General features: G+C 35.9%; 16 protein-coding genes and 1 pseudogene. 13 read left to right on the plus strand and 4 right to left on the minus strand.

The genetic code is table 11. From position 1 onward, the window contains the following. Positions 1 to 278: 278 nt before the first annotated feature. Positions 279 to 1,829, plus strand: a complete 1,551-nt coding sequence (leuA, locus tag GQR59_RS16395) for a 2-isopropylmalate synthase (protein ID WP_160064492.1) — start codon at positions 279 to 281, stop codon at positions 1,827 to 1,829. 113 nt (positions 1,830 to 1,942) lie between these two features. Further along, entirely contained in the window at positions 1,943 to 2,572 is a 630-nt protein-coding gene (locus GQR59_RS16400; protein ID WP_160064494.1) for an MBL fold metallo-hydrolase, read from the plus strand. A 101-nt stretch (positions 2,573 to 2,673) separates the two neighbouring features. On the opposite strand, the gene GQR59_RS16405 is transcribed toward GQR59_RS16400, so the two are convergent. After that, complete coding sequence (locus tag GQR59_RS16405) at positions 2,674 to 3,882, minus strand: DUF945 family protein (RefSeq protein WP_160064496.1); 1,209 nt, start codon at positions 3,880 to 3,882, stop codon at positions 2,674 to 2,676. 418 nt (positions 3,883 to 4,300) lie between these two features. Here GQR59_RS16405 and cobO point away from each other — a divergent pair, with 418 nt between their 5' ends. Next, positions 4,301 to 4,909, plus strand: coding sequence for a cob(I)yrinic acid a,c-diamide adenosyltransferase (cobO, locus tag GQR59_RS16410; RefSeq protein WP_160064498.1), 609 nt, complete (start codon positions 4,301 to 4,303; stop codon positions 4,907 to 4,909). Positions 4,910 to 5,018: 109 nt separating this feature from the next. Here cobO and prlC read toward each other — a convergent pair. Further along, positions 5,019 to 7,073 (minus strand): annotated as a pseudogene (gene prlC, locus GQR59_RS16415) (oligopeptidase A). A 203-nt stretch (positions 7,074 to 7,276) separates the two neighbouring features. Here prlC and GQR59_RS16420 point away from each other — a divergent pair. Then, positions 7,277 to 9,265: an ATP-binding protein gene (locus GQR59_RS16420; RefSeq protein ID WP_160064500.1), complete on the plus strand. Its 1,989-nt coding sequence runs from the start codon at positions 7,277 to 7,279 to the stop codon at positions 9,263 to 9,265. A 127-nt stretch (positions 9,266 to 9,392) separates the two neighbouring features. Here the strand turns inward: GQR59_RS16420 and yihA are convergent, their stop codons facing one another. Further along, positions 9,393 to 10,076: a ribosome biogenesis GTP-binding protein YihA/YsxC gene (gene yihA / locus GQR59_RS16425; RefSeq protein ID WP_160064502.1), complete on the minus strand. Its 684-nt coding sequence runs from the start codon at positions 10,074 to 10,076 to the stop codon at positions 9,393 to 9,395. A gap of 135 nt (positions 10,077 to 10,211) precedes the next feature. On the opposite strand from yihA, the gene GQR59_RS16430 reads away from it, so the two are divergent. From GQR59_RS16430 to GQR59_RS16450, 5 genes are all read left to right on the plus strand, one after another. Then, complete coding sequence (locus GQR59_RS16430) at positions 10,212 to 10,814, plus strand: c-type cytochrome (protein ID WP_160064504.1); 603 nt, start codon at positions 10,212 to 10,214, stop codon at positions 10,812 to 10,814. A 306-nt stretch (positions 10,815 to 11,120) separates the two neighbouring features. After that, positions 11,121 to 11,723 carry a Der GTPase-activating protein YihI gene (gene yihI / locus GQR59_RS16435; protein ID WP_160064506.1) on the plus strand — a complete coding sequence of 201 codons (603 nt, stop codon included), beginning with the start codon at positions 11,121 to 11,123 and terminating at the stop codon, positions 11,721 to 11,723. Positions 11,724 to 11,743: 20 nt separating this feature from the next. Further along, on the plus strand, positions 11,744 to 12,223 hold the full coding sequence (locus GQR59_RS16440; protein WP_160064508.1) for a DUF2489 domain-containing protein: 480 nt from the start codon (positions 11,744 to 11,746) through the stop codon (positions 12,221 to 12,223). Positions 12,224 to 12,384: 161 nt separating this feature from the next. Beyond that, complete coding sequence (hemN, locus tag GQR59_RS16445; protein WP_160064510.1) at positions 12,385 to 13,752, plus strand: oxygen-independent coproporphyrinogen III oxidase; 1,368 nt, start codon at positions 12,385 to 12,387, stop codon at positions 13,750 to 13,752. After that, a complete protein-coding gene (locus GQR59_RS16450) occupies positions 13,742 to 14,884 on the plus strand; it encodes an anhydro-N-acetylmuramic acid kinase (RefSeq protein ID WP_236546798.1) in 1,143 nt (380 codons plus the stop codon). Before hemN ends, GQR59_RS16450 begins: the two co-directional genes overlap by 11 nt. A 130-nt stretch (positions 14,885 to 15,014) precedes the next feature. On the opposite strand, the gene GQR59_RS19050 is transcribed toward GQR59_RS16450, so the two are convergent. Further along, a complete protein-coding gene (locus tag GQR59_RS19050) occupies positions 15,015 to 15,254 on the minus strand; it encodes a DUF3624 family protein (RefSeq protein WP_442966199.1) in 240 nt (79 codons plus the stop codon). A 128-nt stretch (positions 15,255 to 15,382) separates the two neighbouring features. On the opposite strand from GQR59_RS19050, the gene GQR59_RS16460 reads away from it, so the two are divergent. The 4 genes from GQR59_RS16460 to GQR59_RS16475 all read left to right on the plus strand — a co-directional run bounded on the left by GQR59_RS16460 (position 15,383) and on the right by GQR59_RS16475 (position 19,544). Beyond that, positions 15,383 to 15,754 carry a hypothetical protein gene (locus GQR59_RS16460; protein WP_160064516.1) on the plus strand — a complete coding sequence of 124 codons (372 nt, stop codon included), beginning with the start codon at positions 15,383 to 15,385 and terminating at the stop codon, positions 15,752 to 15,754. A 190-nt stretch (positions 15,755 to 15,944) separates the two neighbouring features. Next, on the plus strand, positions 15,945 to 16,793 hold the full coding sequence (gene nfo, locus GQR59_RS16465) for a deoxyribonuclease IV (protein WP_160064518.1): 849 nt from the start codon (positions 15,945 to 15,947) through the stop codon (positions 16,791 to 16,793). Positions 16,794 to 16,883: 90 nt separating this feature from the next. Further along, entirely contained in the window at positions 16,884 to 19,007 is a 2,124-nt protein-coding gene (locus tag GQR59_RS16470) for a RelA/SpoT family protein (protein WP_160065266.1), read from the plus strand. 105 nt (positions 19,008 to 19,112) lie between these two features. Then, positions 19,113 to 19,544 carry an META domain-containing protein gene (locus tag GQR59_RS16475; RefSeq protein ID WP_160064520.1) on the plus strand — a complete coding sequence of 144 codons (432 nt, stop codon included), beginning with the start codon at positions 19,113 to 19,115 and terminating at the stop codon, positions 19,542 to 19,544. The last annotated feature ends 13 nt before the right edge of the window (positions 19,545 to 19,557 follow it).

Here is a 19,557-nt window from a genome sequence, read left to right on the forward strand (position 1 = left end):
CTCTCGGTTATTAGAATAAGCACTTGACGCATAATTTAAAAAACGTAACTATTAATCTATGATTAAAGAATGTTTCATTATTCATAATGTAACTCACTATCAACATATTTAGGTAATTCGATGACGCTATTACACTCACTACTGCCAAGTTTACTCCTGACGCATAAAGCGTATGGGTAACGAGTAGCTGAAGAAACCTAGCTGAGACTCTGAAACCCGTACATTGTGCGGGTTTTTTTGTACCTATCAAAAATGAAGACCACTAAAAGGAATGCTTTATGTCTGAACAAGTTATTATTTTCGACACCACGTTACGTGACGGTGAACAGGCCTTAAGCGCGAGCCTGACAGTAAAAGAAAAACTTAAGATTGCCTTTGCACTAGAACGCTTAGGTGTCGATATTATGGAAGTCGGCTTCCCAATCTCATCCCCTGGTGATTTTGAGTCAGTACAAACAATCGCACGAGAAGTCAAAAATAGCCGTGTATGTGCACTTTCTCGTGCATTACCAAAAGATATTGATGCTGCCGCTGAAGCATTAAAAGTCGCAGACGCTTTCCGTATTCATACCTTCATTTCCACATCAACCATCCATGTAGAAAGTAAATTAAAACGTACTTTTGATGATGTACTAGAAATGGCCGTAAATGCAGTTAAGTATGCTCGTAACTTTACTGATGATGTTGAATTCTCTTGTGAAGATGCAGGCCGTACTCCCATTGACAATTTATGCAGAATGGTTGAGCAAGCCATTAAAGCCGGTGCTACTACCATTAATATCCCTGATACTGTCGGTTACACTTACCCAAGTGAATTTGGCGGTATTATTAAAACGTTATTTGACCGTGTCCCTAATATTGACCAAGCAGTAATTTCTGTTCATTGCCATGATGATTTGGGCATGTCGGTTGCTAACTCGATCACCGCAGTTGAAAATGGTGCACGCCAAATTGAATGTACCATGAACGGTATTGGTGAACGTGCAGGTAACTGTTCACTTGAAGAAGTGGCGATGATCTTACATACACGCCAAGCTAAAATGGGTTATAAAACAAATATTAACCCCATTGAAATTGCCCGTACGAGTCAATTAGTCAGTCAAATTTGTAATATGCCGATTCAATCTAATAAAGCAATTGTGGGTGCCAATGCCTTTTCTCATTCATCGGGTATTCATCAAGATGGCGTATTAAAAGCACAGAATACTTACGAAATCATCACACCGGAAAGTGTTGGCATTTTAACCAATAAATTAAACTTAACGTCTCGGTCTGGCCGTCATGTTATTCAACATCGCATGCAAGAATTAGGTTACCGCGACACGGATTACGACTTAGAAGAGTTGTACACAAGCTTCCTAGCGTTAGCGGATAAAAAAGGCCAAGTCTTTGATTACGACTTAGAAGCGTTAATGTTTTTTAATCAAATTGAAAATCAGCCTGAATATTACAAATTATCCAGCATCAACGTACAATCAGGTACCAGCGTCGTAGCAACGGCCACGGTTGTGATGGAAATAGGTAAAGATAAGCGTGTAGTAGAGGCAGCAACAGGTAACGGCCCTATTGATGCAACTTATCAATGTTTAATGCGTATTTCAGGGTTAGACATCAATATGAGCTCTTATAAAATCACCAGTAAAGGTGAAGGAAAAGATGCACTTGGCCAAGTGGATATTGTTGCGTCTTATAATGGACAAAAGTTTCATGGTATTGGTTTATCAACCGATATTATCGAATCATCAGCAAAAGCATTAGTCCATGTAATGAATCATATTCACCTTGCTAAAGCCGTTGAAGTTAAAAAGAAACATCTAACTCAAGTTTAAACAAAATAGTATTCTCTATTTTAGAGGCATAGTTTAAGAGTAAATAGCTTAATGATAAATAGCTGAATAACAAGGCAACTCAGTGTTGCCTTGATCTTTTTTGAGGATTAAAAATGAAAATAGTGGTTATCCCCGTCACCCCTTATCAACAAAATTGCAGCTTAGTGATTTGTGAAGAAACAAACAAAGCGGCCATTGTTGATCCTGGTGGAGAAGTTGAACGCATTTTAAGTGCCGTTAAGAATCATAATGTTACTGTGGATAAAATCATCTTAACGCATGGCCATTTAGATCATGTTGGTGGTACTGAAGCGTTGGCAGAAAGTTTAAATATACCGGTGATTGGCCCAGAAAAAGAAGATGCATTTTGGCTAAATGAATTAGAGCAACAAAGTAAAATGTTTGGTTTCCCTAAGGCAACAAGCTTTTTACCAACACGATGGTTAGAAGAAGGTGATCACGTTGAAGTGGGTAATATAAAACTCAGCGTGTTACATATTCCAGGGCATACACCAGGCCACATCACACTTTTTGATGCTGTGAGTAAGCAGATTATTGTTGGTGATATTTTATTTAATGGCGCTGTTGGTCGTTCTGATTTCCCACGAGGCAATCATCAACAACTCATATCAGGCATTAAACAGAAGTTATTAACATTACCAGAAGAAACGGTTGTATTTCCCGGTCATGGTCCAACAACCACCATTGGTAGAGAGAAAATTAGCAATCCTTATTTACGTTAGTTTTTTAACTCTGTTGTTAACAGTAGCGAGACACATTGAGGTTTATATACGAAGTGACTCGCTATTAATTAGATGACAATTTATTACGCTAAACTCCAACTCTATAGAGGGAGAACATTACCATTTACAGTTAATTCACCTCTGTCTAAACTCGATTCTAAAACAAGTGCTTCATTTTGATCTTTCAGTACCCCAGTTAAAATCCCCACTTGTAAGAGTCCGCCGACATCAGCTTGCTCTGATAATTTTTTCGGTAAGCTCAAGTTCAACTCTCCATTAGTATAATCAATCAAAACTAACGGGTTACTTAGCACTTCATCACTCGCGACACCAGCCTGAATATTCATTTTCAATTGGCTACTCACCTCACCCCAAGGAGTTTCAGAATAGAGTGTTTTTAAGTCAATAATTGCACCTAAACTTACTAAATGACCGAATGCCTGACGCATCAATGTTGTATCTTCAAAACTTGATTTCAGCTTAGTTAAAGCAATCAAATTAAGTTCAGATAATGAAAGATCTATATGGTTATTTAAAAATATTTCAGGGCCATTTTCAAACTCTTCAACTTTCCAATTAGTTTCACTATTAACCGTTAATTGATCTGTACTTATTTTACTTTCTCCTTCAAGAACGATGCCTTTCGTTGATAAACGATGCAACGCTTTGACAAATTCTAATTGTTCAACTTCAAGGTGATATTGATAGTCAACTAAATCGCTATTATTCACTTGAGCAAAAGAGGCCTGTAAAGAAAGATCTTTAACTACAAATGTTTCATCGTAAATATTTCCTTCTAACCCAGCCCAATTAATATCAAATGAACCTTTTTTCTCATTCACATTATATTCATATGCTAAGTTTAATGGCGCAGTATTAAAACGTTCCGTTTCGCTAATGAACTCACCTTTTGCTAAAGCAATTTTTCCACTCATATTGCCTAATAGGTTAATTTCTTCTTGTGAAACTAACCAATCTTTAGCTTTAAAGAATATCGCCATCTTTTTTTCTAATACGGGATCAACGAGATTGATATGATTAACCAACAAAGCTTTATAAGGATAATGACTAATATCTGAATGGACGAATACTTGCAGTGGAGCTTGTCCTTCCAACTCGATGGATATTTTCATTTCAGCTTTCGCTGAGAAGAAGGATTTTTGATAACTTAACAATTCCATTGTTAGTAATGAGTTATTAGATTGATTTATTTCTTTTTGTATTTCTGTTTTGGCCATTTCGCCAACAAAATAAACACCTGAGAATAAAACGCAAAAAACAGCGACTAATACAATTATTAATTTTTTCATTATAACCTTACAAGGAAAATTGCTTTTTTGATGAGAGCTTAAATCGGACTGATCTAAGTGAGATTTACTTCATTATTTATTGAAAACATTGTAGATTACAACAGTTAGATCACAAACTTTAGTGAATATGGTTAAAATAAATTTAAACTAAATTAGCATTTTAATGAGTTTACACAAATGACACTGGTTACATAGTCCGATTACCGACAGTGTTTTATTCGTTATCGCAGCAGACCTTTGGGCAAATATCATTCCCGATCATGTATGGCACAACACTATTTGGGAAATTTAATTGGATTCAGTGATAAAGTTCATCAAATAAATTTTACTTACCTTTAATTAACGTCATTTATATTTTGTTAATTAAGTCATAAAGTCTACCAACGTAGGCTTTATATTGTTAATGGGGACAAAGAACATGGCTACAGATAGAAATTCAGAAGAAAAACATTTAAAGAGAATGAAAGCGGTTAAAGAAAAACAAGACCAAAAAATTGCAGCAGCAACAGAAGTGCGTGGTGTAAGTATCCTTCTTGCTGGCCCGGGAAAAGGCAAAAGTAGTTCTGCATTTGGTATGTTAGCGCGCTCTTTAGGCCATGGTCATAAAGTAGCTGTTGTACAATTTCTGAAAGGTGCAATGTCAACGGGCGAAGAAAAGTTCTTTAATAGCCATGACAATGTTGATTGGTACACGATGGGCGATGGGTTTACTTGGGAAACTCAAAATAGACAAAATGACATCGATAGTGCACAAAAAGCATGGGATAAAGCCGCTGAATTAATGGCTGATGAAAAATATAATTTGATTATTTTAGATGAAATTACTTATATGTTTAAATATGAGTATCTTCAGATCCAACCCACTTTAGATGCATTAAAAAATCGCCCTAAAAATATGAACGTTGTATTAACAGGTCGTGGCCCTAAGCAAGAGTTAATTGATGCAGTAGATACTTACAGCCTTATTCTAGCTGAGAAGCATGCCTTTAAAGACGGCGTAAAAGCCCAAGCCGGTATTGAATGGTAGGCGTGAAGTAATATAATTAATAAATTACTATCGTAAAAAAGGGCTTGAAGTGATTAACTTCAAGCCCTTTTTTATTTATATAAGATTACTTACATCAAGTATTTTAACGCTATTTAATACCTGAGTGACGTAATAACGCATCGATTGATGGCTCGCGTCCCATAAAGGCTTTAAATAATGTCATTGGTGCTTCGCTCCCCCCTTTCTCAAGGATATTAGTTAAAAATGAGCGACCTGTTTCTGCATTGAATATGCCCGTTTCTTCAAAACGAGAAAATGCATCTGCAGATAATACTTCAGCCCATTTATAACTGTAATAACCCGCGGCATAACCGCCAGCAAAAATATGGCTAAAGCTATGTTGGAAGCGATTAAATTCAGGTGCTTCTATCACTGCAACTTTAGCGCGCACTTCAGCGAGTACACGTTGTACTTGACCTTCTTCACCGACCTTGTAGTCATGATGTAAAATGAAATCAAATAGTGAAAACTCAAGTTGACGCATCATTTGTAACGCGCTGTTATAGTTTTTAGCTTCTAACATTTTTTTCAGTAAGTCAGCTGGCAATATATCACCTGTATCAACATGACCAGAAATCAACGCTAATGCTTCAGGTTCCCAGCACCAGTTCTCTAAGAACTGACTTGGTAATTCCACTGCATCCCAAGGTACGCCGCTAATACCAGACACACCAGACGATTCAACTTTAGTTAACATATGGTGAATACCATGACCGAACTCATGGAATAACGTGACGACTTCATTATGTGTAAATAACGCTTCTTGATCACCAACGGGTTTATTGAAGTTACACGTTAAGTAAGCAACAGGTAATTGTAAGCTTCCATCCACTTGACGACGACGTGTGAACGACAATCTTGCATCCAAGCACCGCCGCGTTTGTGGGCACGCGCATATAAGTCTAAGTAGAAACTACCAATATGTTCTTTTTGGCGATTATAGATTTTAAAGAAACGCGCATCTTTATGCCAAGTATCAACATCTTTAGACTCTTTGATGTTTAAATCAAATAGACGGTGTACAACATCAAATAAACCCGACACAACTTTACTTTCAGGAAAATAAGGACGTAATTGTTCATCTGAGATGTTGTAACGTTGCTGTTTTTAATAACTCTGCATAGTAACTTAAGTCCCATGACTGTAAATCATCTATACCATCTTTTTCCTTTGCAAAAGCCAATACTTGGTCACGTTCTTGTCTCGCTTGCAGTATCGACTTATCGGCTAACTCACTTAAAAACTCGATCACTTGAGATGGTTTTTCAGCCATTTTGGTAGCCAAACTGTATTCACCAAAGTCATTAAAATCTAATAGTTGAGCAAGTTCATGGCGTAGCGCTAATATTTGTTCAATATTCTCACTGTTATCAAACTCATTAGCATTAGGCCCTTGGTCAGACGCACGTGTAGCAAAAGCGGTATACACTTCTTTACGCAATTCACGATTTTCTGCGTATGACATTACCGCTAAATAGCTTGGGAAATCTAGTGTGAATAAATAACCTACTAACTCTTTTTCTTCTGCGGCTTGTTTTGCTGCTGCTATCGCGGTTTTTGGTAAACCACTTAATGTATCTACATCAGTAACTAATTTGCTCCATGCAATAGTGGCATCCATTACATTGTTGCTAAAAGAAGATTGTAGTTGTGAAAGTTGTTGTTTAATTTCACCGTAACGCTGTTTTTTATCGTCACTTAATGCAATACCCGCTAACTTAAAGTCACGTAATGCATTCTCAATTACTTTTTGTTGCTCACCTTTTAGTTCAGGAAATTCTGTACTGTTAGCAATACTTAAATACGCTTCGTACAAACCTTGGTGTTGCCCTACAAAGGTACCGTATTCTGAAAATAAACCAATGCAAGCATCATGTGCAGCACGTAACTCATCATTACTCACCACTGCATTCATATGTGATATTGGCGACCATAGCTTGCCTAAATGGTCATCTGCTTGGTCTAATACTGCGACAAAATTATCCCAGGTATAAGTATCTAGCTCAGCTAATTTTTGTTCAATTAGTGCTTTATTGTCTGCAATCGTTTGTTTAACGGTGGGCTCAATTTCACTGATGTTGAGATCACTAAAAAAAGGAAGGCCATCGGTTTTTGTTAAGCTTGAGTCTTTTGTTATAGTCATAGCATTCATCTTATCTGAGAAGGAACTAATAATATGCGGTTAGAAATGCTAAAATTCAAGGTGTTGGGTTAATACTAATCCATATATATTTACTTCTAGAGAGTCAAATTAGTCATAAAGTCGACTTACTAACTGACAATCAGCTGAAAAGTGTGTAAAACAAAGCTTGTTTCTATATATAATTAGGTAATGGATTTACATCAATGCTGATAAAAAAAATAAAATCGTTAATAAAACTACAGCCTTTTAAAATCAAAGATAGTTTAGCTATTCGTTTACTTTCTTATATTTTGATTTGTAGTTTTGCTCTCGCAATTATTATCACCTTGTTACAATTATTATTAGATTACCAAAACGATCTGACCAAAATTGATGCCAGTATTGAGCAAGTTGAATCTAGCTTTGTAGAACCGCTTGCAACGAGCCTGTGGAATTTTGATAAAGAACAAATAGAAATTCAAAGTAAAGGCATTATGAAATTGCCTTATATGCAATATGTCAAAGTCTATGAAGTAGTAGGCAATACTGAAGTTGCCATCTCACACCAAGGCATTATCAAAGACCAATACGATATCAGCAAGAAATTTGATTTAATCCACCAGAAGCAAGTGGTTGGAACATTATTTGTTGCCGCTTCATTAGATCAGGTTTATGAGCAATTAATCGATAAGTCGTTAATGATTTTAATAAATCAAACGATTAGAATTATGATTGTTTCAATCTGTATTTTATTCATCATTTATTACATGCTGATTAGGCATATCAATAAAATTGCTTTGTATACCCGCAATATCAAACTCTCTTCACATAATAAAAACTTAGTATTAGATGGGCGTAAACGCCTCACATCCTCTCCAAGTGATGAGTTAGATGAATTAGTTTATCTGCTCAATAAAATGCAAAAACGTATTGTTGCAGAGTTAACAGATAAAGAAATTGCCATAAATGAGTTACAACAAGAACGCGACTTTTCAGCAACAATCATTAACTCATCAAGTACTATTATATGTTGTTTAGATGCTGACTTTAAAATATCTACTATCAATCCAGCTGCGGTTATTCTTACTGGTTACTCACAAGAAGAATTAAACCAAAAAAATTGGTTAGATATTTTTGTATTAGAAAATCGCAGAGCAGAATTACAAGAAAAACTATCAGATAATGAACCTCTTTATGGCATTGAAATTAACATGCATGATCAAATGGGTGAAGTGAACACCTTATTATGGACCTTCTCTGCTTTCTATGAAGGCATGGATATTAAATACCTGATTGGTTTTGGACATGACATTACGCCACAAAAACAAGTTGAACAGGAAATTTTATTACTCAATGATCAACTTGAAGAAAAAGTATCAAAAAGAACTGCCGCGTTAACGGCAAGTAACACACAAATGGTGCAGACCGTTGAGCAACTGAAACGAACTCAACAAACCTTAGTTGAATCTAAGAAAATGGCATCATTAGGAAGTTTGGTGGCAGGTGTTGCACATGAGATTAATACTCCCATTGGCATTAGTGTCACGGCCGCTTCCTCATTACAGGAAGAGATTTCAATCTTAAAACAAGAATTATTAGAAAATCATCTTTCACGTTCACATTTAGATAGTTTTATTTGCCACTTTACTGAATCAAGTAAACTACTCAACCATAACTTAAAAAGAGCAGCAGATTTAATTAGTAGCTTTAAACAAGTTGCCGTTGATCAATCTTCTGAATCTTGTTATTCCTTTAATGTGAAAGAAAATGTCGAGCAAGTTGTCACTTCCTTAAAACATAAAATAAAACAAAGTAATACTCGTGTTGAAATTGTTTGCCCTAATGACTTATCTATCTATAGTTTCCCTGGTAGTTTTGTTCAAATTTATTCAAACCTGATCATTAATTCTATTATTCATGGTTTTCACGACTGGGATGGCGATCGTAATATATTTATCGATATTGAATTACAAGGTGAAACCCTTGTGATTGATTATCAAGATACAGGTCGCGGTGTTTCAGAAGATGTTTCAGACCGCATATTTGACCCCTTTGTTACTTCTAAAAAAGGATCTGGCGGTAGCGGATTAGGGACGCATATTGTTTACAATATTGTCAGCCAGTTATTTAAAGGTGATATTGAATATATTGCAGAAGCAAAAGGAGCACACTTTATTATGAAAATGCCATATCGTGCCTGCATGAATTCATAAGTGTGAAATGTTATTAATAAGTAAAAGGGCGAGTAAATTAAAGAGTGGGTATTAAAGCTTAAACACTACAGCTTACTATTAGCTCTGTAGTATTTAAGCAATCAAACTGAAATTAATTAGTAAATGACTACTCGTTAGCTTCTGTTGTATCTAATATTGTGCTTTCTTCTGTTATTTCAGCATCTAATAAATCGTGCTCTCCATACCATTGCGCTATTTTTCGTTCTAATATATCCACACCGAATCCTTTTAAAGATGAGAACAATTCAACTTGTACATCACCTTCAAAGTTTTCCGCTTCTTCACGCATTTGCAACAAAGTCGCTTTACGTGCACCTTGCTTTAATTTATCCGCTTTTGTTAATAACGCTAAAACAGGAATGTTCGCATCAATAGCCCAAAAAATAAGCTGTTGGTCGAGATCTTTAAATGGGTGACGAATATCCATTAAAACAACAAGTCCTTTTAATGACTCTCGCTCTTGTAAATATTCACCTAATGACTTTTGCCATTTCAATTTCATTGCTAACGGTACTTTTGCAAAGCCATAACCAGGTAAATCGATTAGTCTTTTCCCTTCTTCCACTTCAAACACATTGATTAGCTGAGTACGGCCCGGAGTTTTACTCGTTCTCGCTAAACTTTTTTGACGAGTAAGGCGATTTAACGCACTTGATTTACCCGCATTAGATCGTCCAGCAAAGGCAACTTCAATACCACTTTCTACTGGCAAATGCTTATCTAGATGGCGAATATCTGGTGCACTAATTAAAAAATGCGCTTTTTGAAAATGTATTTTTGGAAATTCCACGATATGCCTCATATGTTTGCGTAGCAAAATTGTTATTTTTCTGAAAACCTGTGTAAACTACACAAGCTTTATTTACGTATATTGTAACATGTAGCCCCCCTAAAATAACAACTTTAAGAATTAGATTGGATAGTTATGAATAAATTATTAGTAGCAATAATCGCCGCATTGAGCTTTATGAATATCGCTCAGGCACAGGGCGACATAGATGCAGGGAAAACTAAATCGGCGGTGTGTGCAGCTTGTCATGGCCCTGACGGTAACAGCCCATCAGATCTATATCCAAAATTAGCAGGTCAACATTCATCTTACCTTGTAAAACAATTACAAGAGTTTAAAAGTGGTGAACGTGAAAATGCAATTATGTTAGGTATGGTAGCAGCACTTTCAGAACAAGATATGGAAGATTTAGCCGCTTATTATGCTTCACAAACAAGTACGCCAGAAACGGTTTCAGAAGAAGTAGCAAAAGCAGGTAAGAATTTTTACATGGGTGGCGATAAAGAGCGCGCTATCCCAGGTTGTACTGCATGTCATGGCCCTCGTGGTAACGGCTTAGCATTAGCTAAATTCCCTAAAATATCAGGTCAACACCCTGCTTATATTAAATCTCAACTTATCGGCTTCCGCGATACTCTACGTCATAACTCTCCAAATGGTATGATGTCTGATATATCTGGTAAGTTAACTGATGAAGATATCGATTTACTATCTAAGTACATTTCAGCGTTACATTAATCATTAACGATTAATTGAGCAAAGAAAGGCATGCCTGATACGGTGTGCCTTTTTTATTTACGCTAACTTCCTCTTTTAAAAAGTATTACCGCCACTCAGCGCCTGGTTTCTTAATTATTAAGCTATCCCTAGATAATTTTATGCTTCAAAAGATTAATGATTGAATAAATCAGCTTGATTGCTAACGGGCATATAAACCTGTTATTCTGCGCAACATTAACATCCCAAATTATGGTGTAAATACACCGCTATTATTAATGTCCATCAATGCTATCGATAGCCATGGATACAAAAGGTAAATAAATAATGTCTCGTACTAAAAAAAGCCGTACTGCTGGTAACTCAGAACCTAAATTTGACGGTCAAAGAAAAGAAACGTCATCACAAGCACAAGAAGCACGTGATAAAAAACGTAAAGATAAATTAAAGGGTAACAAAGCAGGTAATCGTAACGCGGTTGAGTCAAAGCAAACTGCACAAAAAAATCAACGCCAAGCTACAAATGACAAGCGTCACGGTAGTAAAAAGCCAATTGCATTAACAGCAAACGACAAACCTCAAGAAGCTGTTAAACCTAAAATCAATATGCAGCCAAAAGCGAAAGTCATTAAAAGTGCTTTAGCTCAACCAGCTTCAATTCAAACAAGTGAAGTTCAACCAAAAGCAGTACTAAAACTATCACCTGAGAAAGAACTGGCTAATATTGAGAATGATGAGCGTTTAAATGACTTGTTAGAGCAAGCAGAGATGGATCAACCATTATCAAAAGATGATCAAATCTGGGCAGATAAACAAATGAAACGCCATCAAGAATTAATGAAACAACTAGGTTGGATTGATGAAGAAGGTGAAGAAGATTTATTACAGCAGTTTGAAGATGCAAGCTCAGCATTGGACGAATTTAGATAAGTTATAAATAGGTTATAAATATGAATATGGATACGATATTAGCAATTTCAGCAGTTGTCATAATACTTGCTCTCGCGTTTTACGCAGGAATGTTGATCAATAAAATTAAAATGCAAAAAGCACAAGCATTACAAATTGAGAAAGCTCAAGAGCAAATAAAACAACAAAAAATTCAAGATAGAAATAATAATATCGTTGAAAGTATTCGTTTTATTGCCAAAGCAACCATGCAAAAGCAATGCAATGTATCGGAAGCTGCGATTCGTTTGACCGTGTTATTAGAGACATTACAACTTAAAGAAGCTATCGATATAGCAGGTACTTACCCTGCTTTAACAGCTATGTTTGAAAAAGTAAAAGATATGCCTACACATGAAGAGCGCAAAGCTAGACCTGTGAAAGAGATTAAAATACTAGATATAAAACGTGAAGTATTCGAAGCCGAAATGGAAGAAAAAATAATTAAAGAAAGTGCTCTGCTAGCAGAATTTACTATCTAATCATGCGTTATTGTATTGGTTATATTATTACGCATTATAAATATGGATAGCATGCACTTTTCATGCATGCTAACCCCATAATGGCTGATTTAGCGCAATAAAGAGTAATAATCGAAATGCTACCATCGCATTTCACACCAATAAAATAAAGAGAGTCTAGAATGCAGAAGCTTGTTTGGGATCAGGCCTTAATTGAAAAATATAATTACAGTGGCCCACGTTACACTTCATACCCAACCGCATTAGAGTTTGCGGAAAGCTTTCAACATAGTGATTTGCTCACAGCGACGCACACCTATCCAGACCGCCCTTTATCTCTCTATATTCATATCCCTTTTTGTCATAAACTTTGTTATTTCTGTGGGTGTAATAAAGTGATTACTCGCCATCAGGAAAAAGCTGATAAGTACCTAGATTTTTTAGAAAAAGAGATAGAACAACAAGCGGTTCATTTTAAAGACCGTACCGTTAGCCAATTGCATTGGGGAGGTGGAACACCTACTTTCTTATTGCCTCCACAAATAACACGTTTGATGACCCTATTGCGTACTCATTTTAATTTTTCTGAGCAAGCAGAATTAAGTATTGAAGTTGACCCCCGTGAAATAGAATTAAGTACGATTGACCACTTAGCAAAAGAAGGCTTTAATCGTCTGAGCTTAGGCGTACAAGATTTTAATAAAGATGTACAAAAAGCGGTTAATCGCGAACAAGATGAAGACTTTATTAAACAACTTTTAACACGCGCAAAAGAGCAAGGCTTTCATTCGACTAATCTAGATATGATTTATGGCTTGCCATTACAAACAAAAGAAAGTTTTGCCTTTACATTAGAGAAGGTGTTAGCACTCGATCCTGCACGTTTGTCTATTTTCAATTATGCTCATATGCCGAGCTTATTCGCAGCACAACGCAAAATTAATGAAGATGACATGGCAAAACCCGCTGAAAAGTTAGCAATGTTACAACATACTATCGAATTTTTAACGGAATCAGGTTATCAATTTATTGGTATGGATCATTTTGCAAAACCAAACGATGAATTGGCATTAGCTCAGCAGCAAGGTGTTTTACATCGGAATTTCCAAGGTTACACGACCCAGCAAGATGCAGATTTATTAGGGTTAGGTGTTTCAGCGATCAGCCAAGTCGGTCATTGTTATTCTCAAAACCAGAAAAAACTCAGCGATTATTATCAACAAGTTGAAGAATTAGGTCATGCACAATGGCGTGGCGTAGCATTAAATAAAGATGATTTAATTCGCCGCGAAGTGATTAAACAATTAATCTGTAATTTCACATTAAATAAAAAAGATATTGAACAGCAATTCGACTTAAATTTTGATCAATACTTTGCTGAAGACATTAACTTATTAACCCCTTTTATTGAGGACCAATTAGTGACAATTGATAGCAACAAAGTACAAGTGTTATTAACAGGAAAACTATTGATTCGTAATATTTGCATGTGCTTTGATGTTTATTTACGTAAACAAGCTCGCCAACAGCAGTTTTCTCGTGTCATTTAAACCTTTATCACACCTAGGTAATAGACCTGTTAATACTAAACCATATTATATCGGTTTAATGTCTGGTACGAGTTTAGATGCCATTGATGTCGCCTTGTGTCAGCGCAATGAACTTGGGTTCGTGCAAAAAGCAGGGGTAGCAATCGACTTAGCACCATCACTTCGCCAACAGCTATTAACTATTTGTAATGAAAAAAAAGTTACTCTGCAAACTTTAGGTGAAATAGACCATCAATTTGCATTAGCTTGTGCGCAAGCTGTCAATGACCTATTAAAAAATGAGAATATCAAGGCAAGTGAAGTCACTGCAATTGGTAGTCACGGACAAACTATTTATCACTCACCTGAGACACAATATCCGTTCACACAACAGATCGGTGATGCGAACTTAATTGCAGCGAAAACACAGATAGCTTGCGTTGCAGATTTTAGAAGAATGGATATGGCTTATGGTGGTCAAGGTGCACCTTTAGTGCCTGCATTCCACCAAGCTTTATTTGCAAAACACAGTACTCAAAGGGTAATTTTGAATATTGGCGGTATAGCCAACATTAGCATATTAGATGGATTAGAGCAGGCTTTTGGTTATGATACCGGCCCAGGTAACATGCTAATGGATGCCTGGATTAATTTACACCATCAACAACCTTTTGATAAAAGTGCCTGGTTTGCAACAGCAGGCACAGTAAATCTAGATTTGTTAACTAGCTTATTAGACGATCCTTACTTTGCTTTAAAGGCGCCTAAAAGTACTGGTAGAGAAAAATTTAATTTAACGTGGTTAGCGCAAAAATTAATGACTCACGACCTTATTACAGAGGATGTTCAACGTACTTTACTAGAATTTACTGCGGTTACTATTTGCGATCAAATAAAGCAGCAAAGCGATGCATGTGATGTTTACGTATGTGGTGGTGGTGCTCTAAACCCATTACTCATGCAGCGTCTGAATGACTTAATGCCAAATCACATAATACAAACTACCGAGGCATTAGCCATTAACCCGATGTATGTTGAAGCCGTTGCATTTGCTTGGTTAGCAGAACAAAGAATTTTAGAAAAAACAGTTCCTTTAAAAGCAGTAACAGGTGCCAATAGAGATGCTATTTTAGGTTGTGTTTACTTACCTTAAGACGATTTACTTATTTTAGCTCTTAGAGTTGATGGTTGAAGGTTGAAGGTTGAAGGTTGAGCGCTGTCATTCTCTCCAAAGTGATTGAAGCAGCACCTTAAATCACTAAAATAATAAAAGACTTAAGATATTAAGTCTTTTTAAAATAGTAAAAACACCAGGCCATTAAATGCATCATCATCAAAAGACCAGTAACCCATATAAATAGAATTAAAGTAACTTGCTGCACTGCTAACCAAGTGCTTATATTAAAGCTTAAATAAATAGCTAAACCACCAAGCAACAAGAATAGGTTAATGCCCATGCATTGTTGACAGCGGCCTAGTTTCTCTTTAAAAAAAGTACCTACGCAAAACTCACAAGCCATCATAACTTCCTATATAACTAACATTAACAAACATTAACAAACATTAACAAACACACTAAAAAGCCTGTTTTCTTGTGTTCCTACTATTTTTTCATTATGGTCTGCTTATTATCCCCTATAGAGCTAACGATATGACGTATTTTATAAGCATATTATTGCTTTTGATAACGCTTTCAAGCAATGCTAATTCAAGCAATGCTAATTCAAGCGGCACTGAAAGTAGCAAAATAATAAAATCAAAGTCAGCAGAACAAAAAACAACAACTCCAGTTCCTCACAATAATGGTACTGATGGGTTATTAAAAAATACTATTATAGAGCCCATTGAAAACTTCAATAGTCTCTCTAAAAAAATAGCCGTACCAAAAGCACCTATCCCTAAAGTAGTCACTAAAGAAGTACAACAGACAACGCCTGATTCTTCTGCTGCACCAACTGAAAGGCAACAAAAGATTGAAATTAAAACTCAACGTATTAAAGAAGATATAACAATAAAAAAATAATTACCTAAGAAGAACAGTTAATTTTCATTGTATGGCTACATAATAAGACCAATCTACATACACATTCGTTCTATTTTTAACTCACTAGAATAACTCACCTATTAAATATCTGATTATCCTAATTAAACGGTTTGACCTAGGGTGAGCTTTAGATATACTGATGATCCCCTTGGATTTGAGATGATGAATAATGAAGTATATTGGAGCCCATGTAAGTGCAGCAGGCGGTGTTTTTAATGCACCGAAAAATGCCTATGACATTGGGGCAAATGCCTTTGCATTATTTACTAAAAATCAACGACGATGGGAAGCAAAAGCGCTCGATGAAAATACTATTCGCAAATTTAAAGCGGCTTGTATGCGTTACAAAATTGATACAAAAAATATTTTACCACATGACTCTTATCTGATTAATTTAGGCCACCCAGAAGAAGAAGCATTACAAAAATCTCGTCTTGCCTTTTTAGATGAAATGCAACGTTGTGAACAATTAGGATTATCCCTACTAAACTTCCACCCTGGCAGTCACTTAAAAAAGATCACAGAACAAGATTGTTTAAAACGCATTGCAGAATCTATTAATTTAGCATTGCAACAAACAACATCAGTCTCTGCTGTTATTGAGAATACAGCAGGGCAAGGTACCAACTTAGGTTACCGTTTTGAGCATCTCGCGATGATTATTGAACAAATTGATGATAAACAACGTGTTGGCGTATGTATCGACACTTGTCATACCTTCGTTTCAGGCTATGATTTACGTGGGGCTAATGCAACAGAAGCGACCTTTAAAGCCTACTCTGATATTGTTGGATTTGAATATTTACGCGCTATGCATATTAATGACAGTAAGGTGCCTTTTGCCAGTCGAGTTGATCGACATGCGCCTTTAGGTGCAGGTGAAATTGGTTGGGATTGCTTTGAATTTTTAATGAAAGATCCACGTTTTGATGGCATTCCATTAATATTGGAAACAACCGATGAAACATTATGGCCAACAGAAATAAAACGTTTAAAACAGTGGTCCAATGACGATTAAAAGCTATTTGTTGCTTTTATAGTAGTAAATACTTTGAAACTCGCTACACAGCGATTATGCTATAAAAGTATCGATAAAATAAGGAAAGTAATATTCATGTTTCAAACACTAAAAGCATCTATTCAAACCTATATGACAGAAGATCAATGTGCTTTTGTCGAACGCGCATATCATTATGCATATGCGGCACATGATGGTGTGAAAAGAGCAAGTGGTGAACCTTATATTACTCACCCAGTGGCTGTCGCTGAAATTCTCGCAGGCATGAAACTAGACTATGAAGCCATTTCAGCTGCTCTAATGCACGATGTTTTAGAAGATACTGATACCACCCATCAAGAATTAGCCGACGCTTTCAATGACAATGTTGCACAACTCGTGGAAGGTGTGACCAAACTTGATAAATTCAATTTTGAAAATCGCGAACAAGCACAAGCTGAAAATATTCGAAAAATGCTTATCGCAATGTCTAAAGACTTCCGCGTTATGTTGATCAAACTTGCCGATCGTATGCACAACATGCGAACGCTTGACTCATTACGTTTAGATAAGCGTCAACGTATTGCACAAGAAACCTTTGAAATATTTACGCCCATTGCCAATCGTCTTGGATTACATTACTTAAAAAATGAACTTGAAGAATTAGCATTTAAAGCACAAAACTCAGCTCGTTATCATGTACTTAAAGAAGCGATTACCAAAGCACGCGGCAATAGAAAAGATTTTATAGAAAGTATTTGCGATGAAATATCAGAGCAATTAACTTCAATATCCATTGACGCAAAAGTGATTGGTCGTGAAAAACACCTGTATAGCTTATACAAAAAAATGCGTAAAAAAGGATGCCAATTCCATGATGTAATGGATGTTTATGCATTTCGTATTATTGTAAAAGATTTAGATACTTGTTATCGCGTATTAGGCCAAGTGCATCACCTGTACCAACCTAAATTAGAATATTTCGAAGACTATATCGCATTACCAAAAACAAATAGTTACCAGTCATTACACACCACTTTGATCACTCATCAAGGTGTTAATATTGAGATCCAGATCCGTACTGAAGATATGGATGCAGTAGCAAAACACGGTATCGCTGCGCATTGGAGTTACAAAGAAGGTAAGCAGAGCTCTAATATTTCAGCACAGTTACAAACACGTAATTGGTTCCAGGGATTAACAGAACAAGAAGATAGCAGTACTAACTCAATTGTTTTATTAGAAAACATTAAACAAGAGTTAGGTAAAAATGACATTCACGTATTAACACCTCAGGGTAAAATTATCGTATTACCTGCCTTCGCGACACCCGTTGATTTTGCTTATACATTGCACACGAATATAGGTCATCATTGTATTGGCGCGAAAGTTGATAACGAATATTCATTATTAAGCCAAAAACTAGAAAGCGGGCAAACTATTGAAATCATCACGGCTAAAGAGCCTAACCCAAGCCCTGAATGGTTAAATTTTGCAGCAACCCATAGAGCCAGAAATAGTATACGTAATTATCTTAAGCAATTACCGCAAACAGCCACTATTCCAATGGGTCGACGTTTATTAAAACAAGCCTTAAATGCTACGAATCTAACAGATATTCCACAAGAAAATATCGATAAGGTCATTGCTGATCATCATTTGGATGGATTCAATCATCTATTACATGAAATCGGTAGCGGTAAATTATTGAGCATTATTATCGCAAGACGTTTGCGCGGTAATGCCGGTGAGTTAACTGAATCGCACCAAAAACAACAAATAAGACAAAGTGCCATTAAGGGAGCTGAAGATATTATGCTTTCTTATGCGAACTGTTGTAAGCCATTACCTGGCGATCAAATTGTTGCTCACACTAGTACAGGTAAGGGTTTAGTCGTACATGTTAAAAGTTGTCACAATGTAATTGGTTTTGAAAATGAACTTGGTAAGTATATTGCGGTCGAATGGGACATGAACTTTATGAATCAATATGAATATTCAAGTGATTTGATTATTCAAATGGTTAATCATAAAGCCGGATTAGCAAAAATGTTTAATGTAATAGCAAAAAGTAACGCGAATGTGCTGGATTTACAGACAACAGCCGTGACAAATCAGATCTACTCGATTAATGTGACATTAACGGTCATAAATCGCATACACTTGTCTCGCATTATGCGTCAAATTAAGAAATTAACTGGCGTTAAAACTGTAAAACGAAGCAGCAAAAAATAATAGATTCCGATTAAATTTGTACTAAATGCTTTAAAGTATTGTAAAAGAACAAGTTTATTCGGTATTGTTAAGATATTAAACGTATACCCAATGGATTAGATCACTATGAAAACCGTTAAAATTATGATGTTGATGTTGAGCACCATAATACTAGGTGCTTGCACCGCTGAAACTCAAATTATTCCTCAAAAAGTAAATCTGTCTCAGCTGCAACATAATTGGAAGTTAACTCATGTTGATAATATCCAACTAGCAACCGTCATTAAAAGCACATTAAAAATCGAAGCGGATAATAAAACATCAGGAAATTTGAGTTGTAATAGTTTTTTTGGTGAAGCTAAGTTTGTAGATAACCAATTACGAATAGAAAAAATGGCCAATACACGCAAAATGTGTGATGAATTGAAGAACAGTGTTGAAATGGACGTAAGTGAAGTTTTAAGCAACTGGGCAAATGTTATGATTGATAATGAAACGTTAATTGTCAGTAATAAAAAGCATTCTTTGACTTACCAACTTGCTGACTCATTAAACTAATTCAATTTAATAA

The sequence above is a fragment of the Psychromonas sp. L1A2 genome (assembly GCF_009828855.1).
Taxonomy (GTDB): domain Bacteria; phylum Pseudomonadota; class Gammaproteobacteria; order Enterobacterales; family Psychromonadaceae; genus Psychromonas.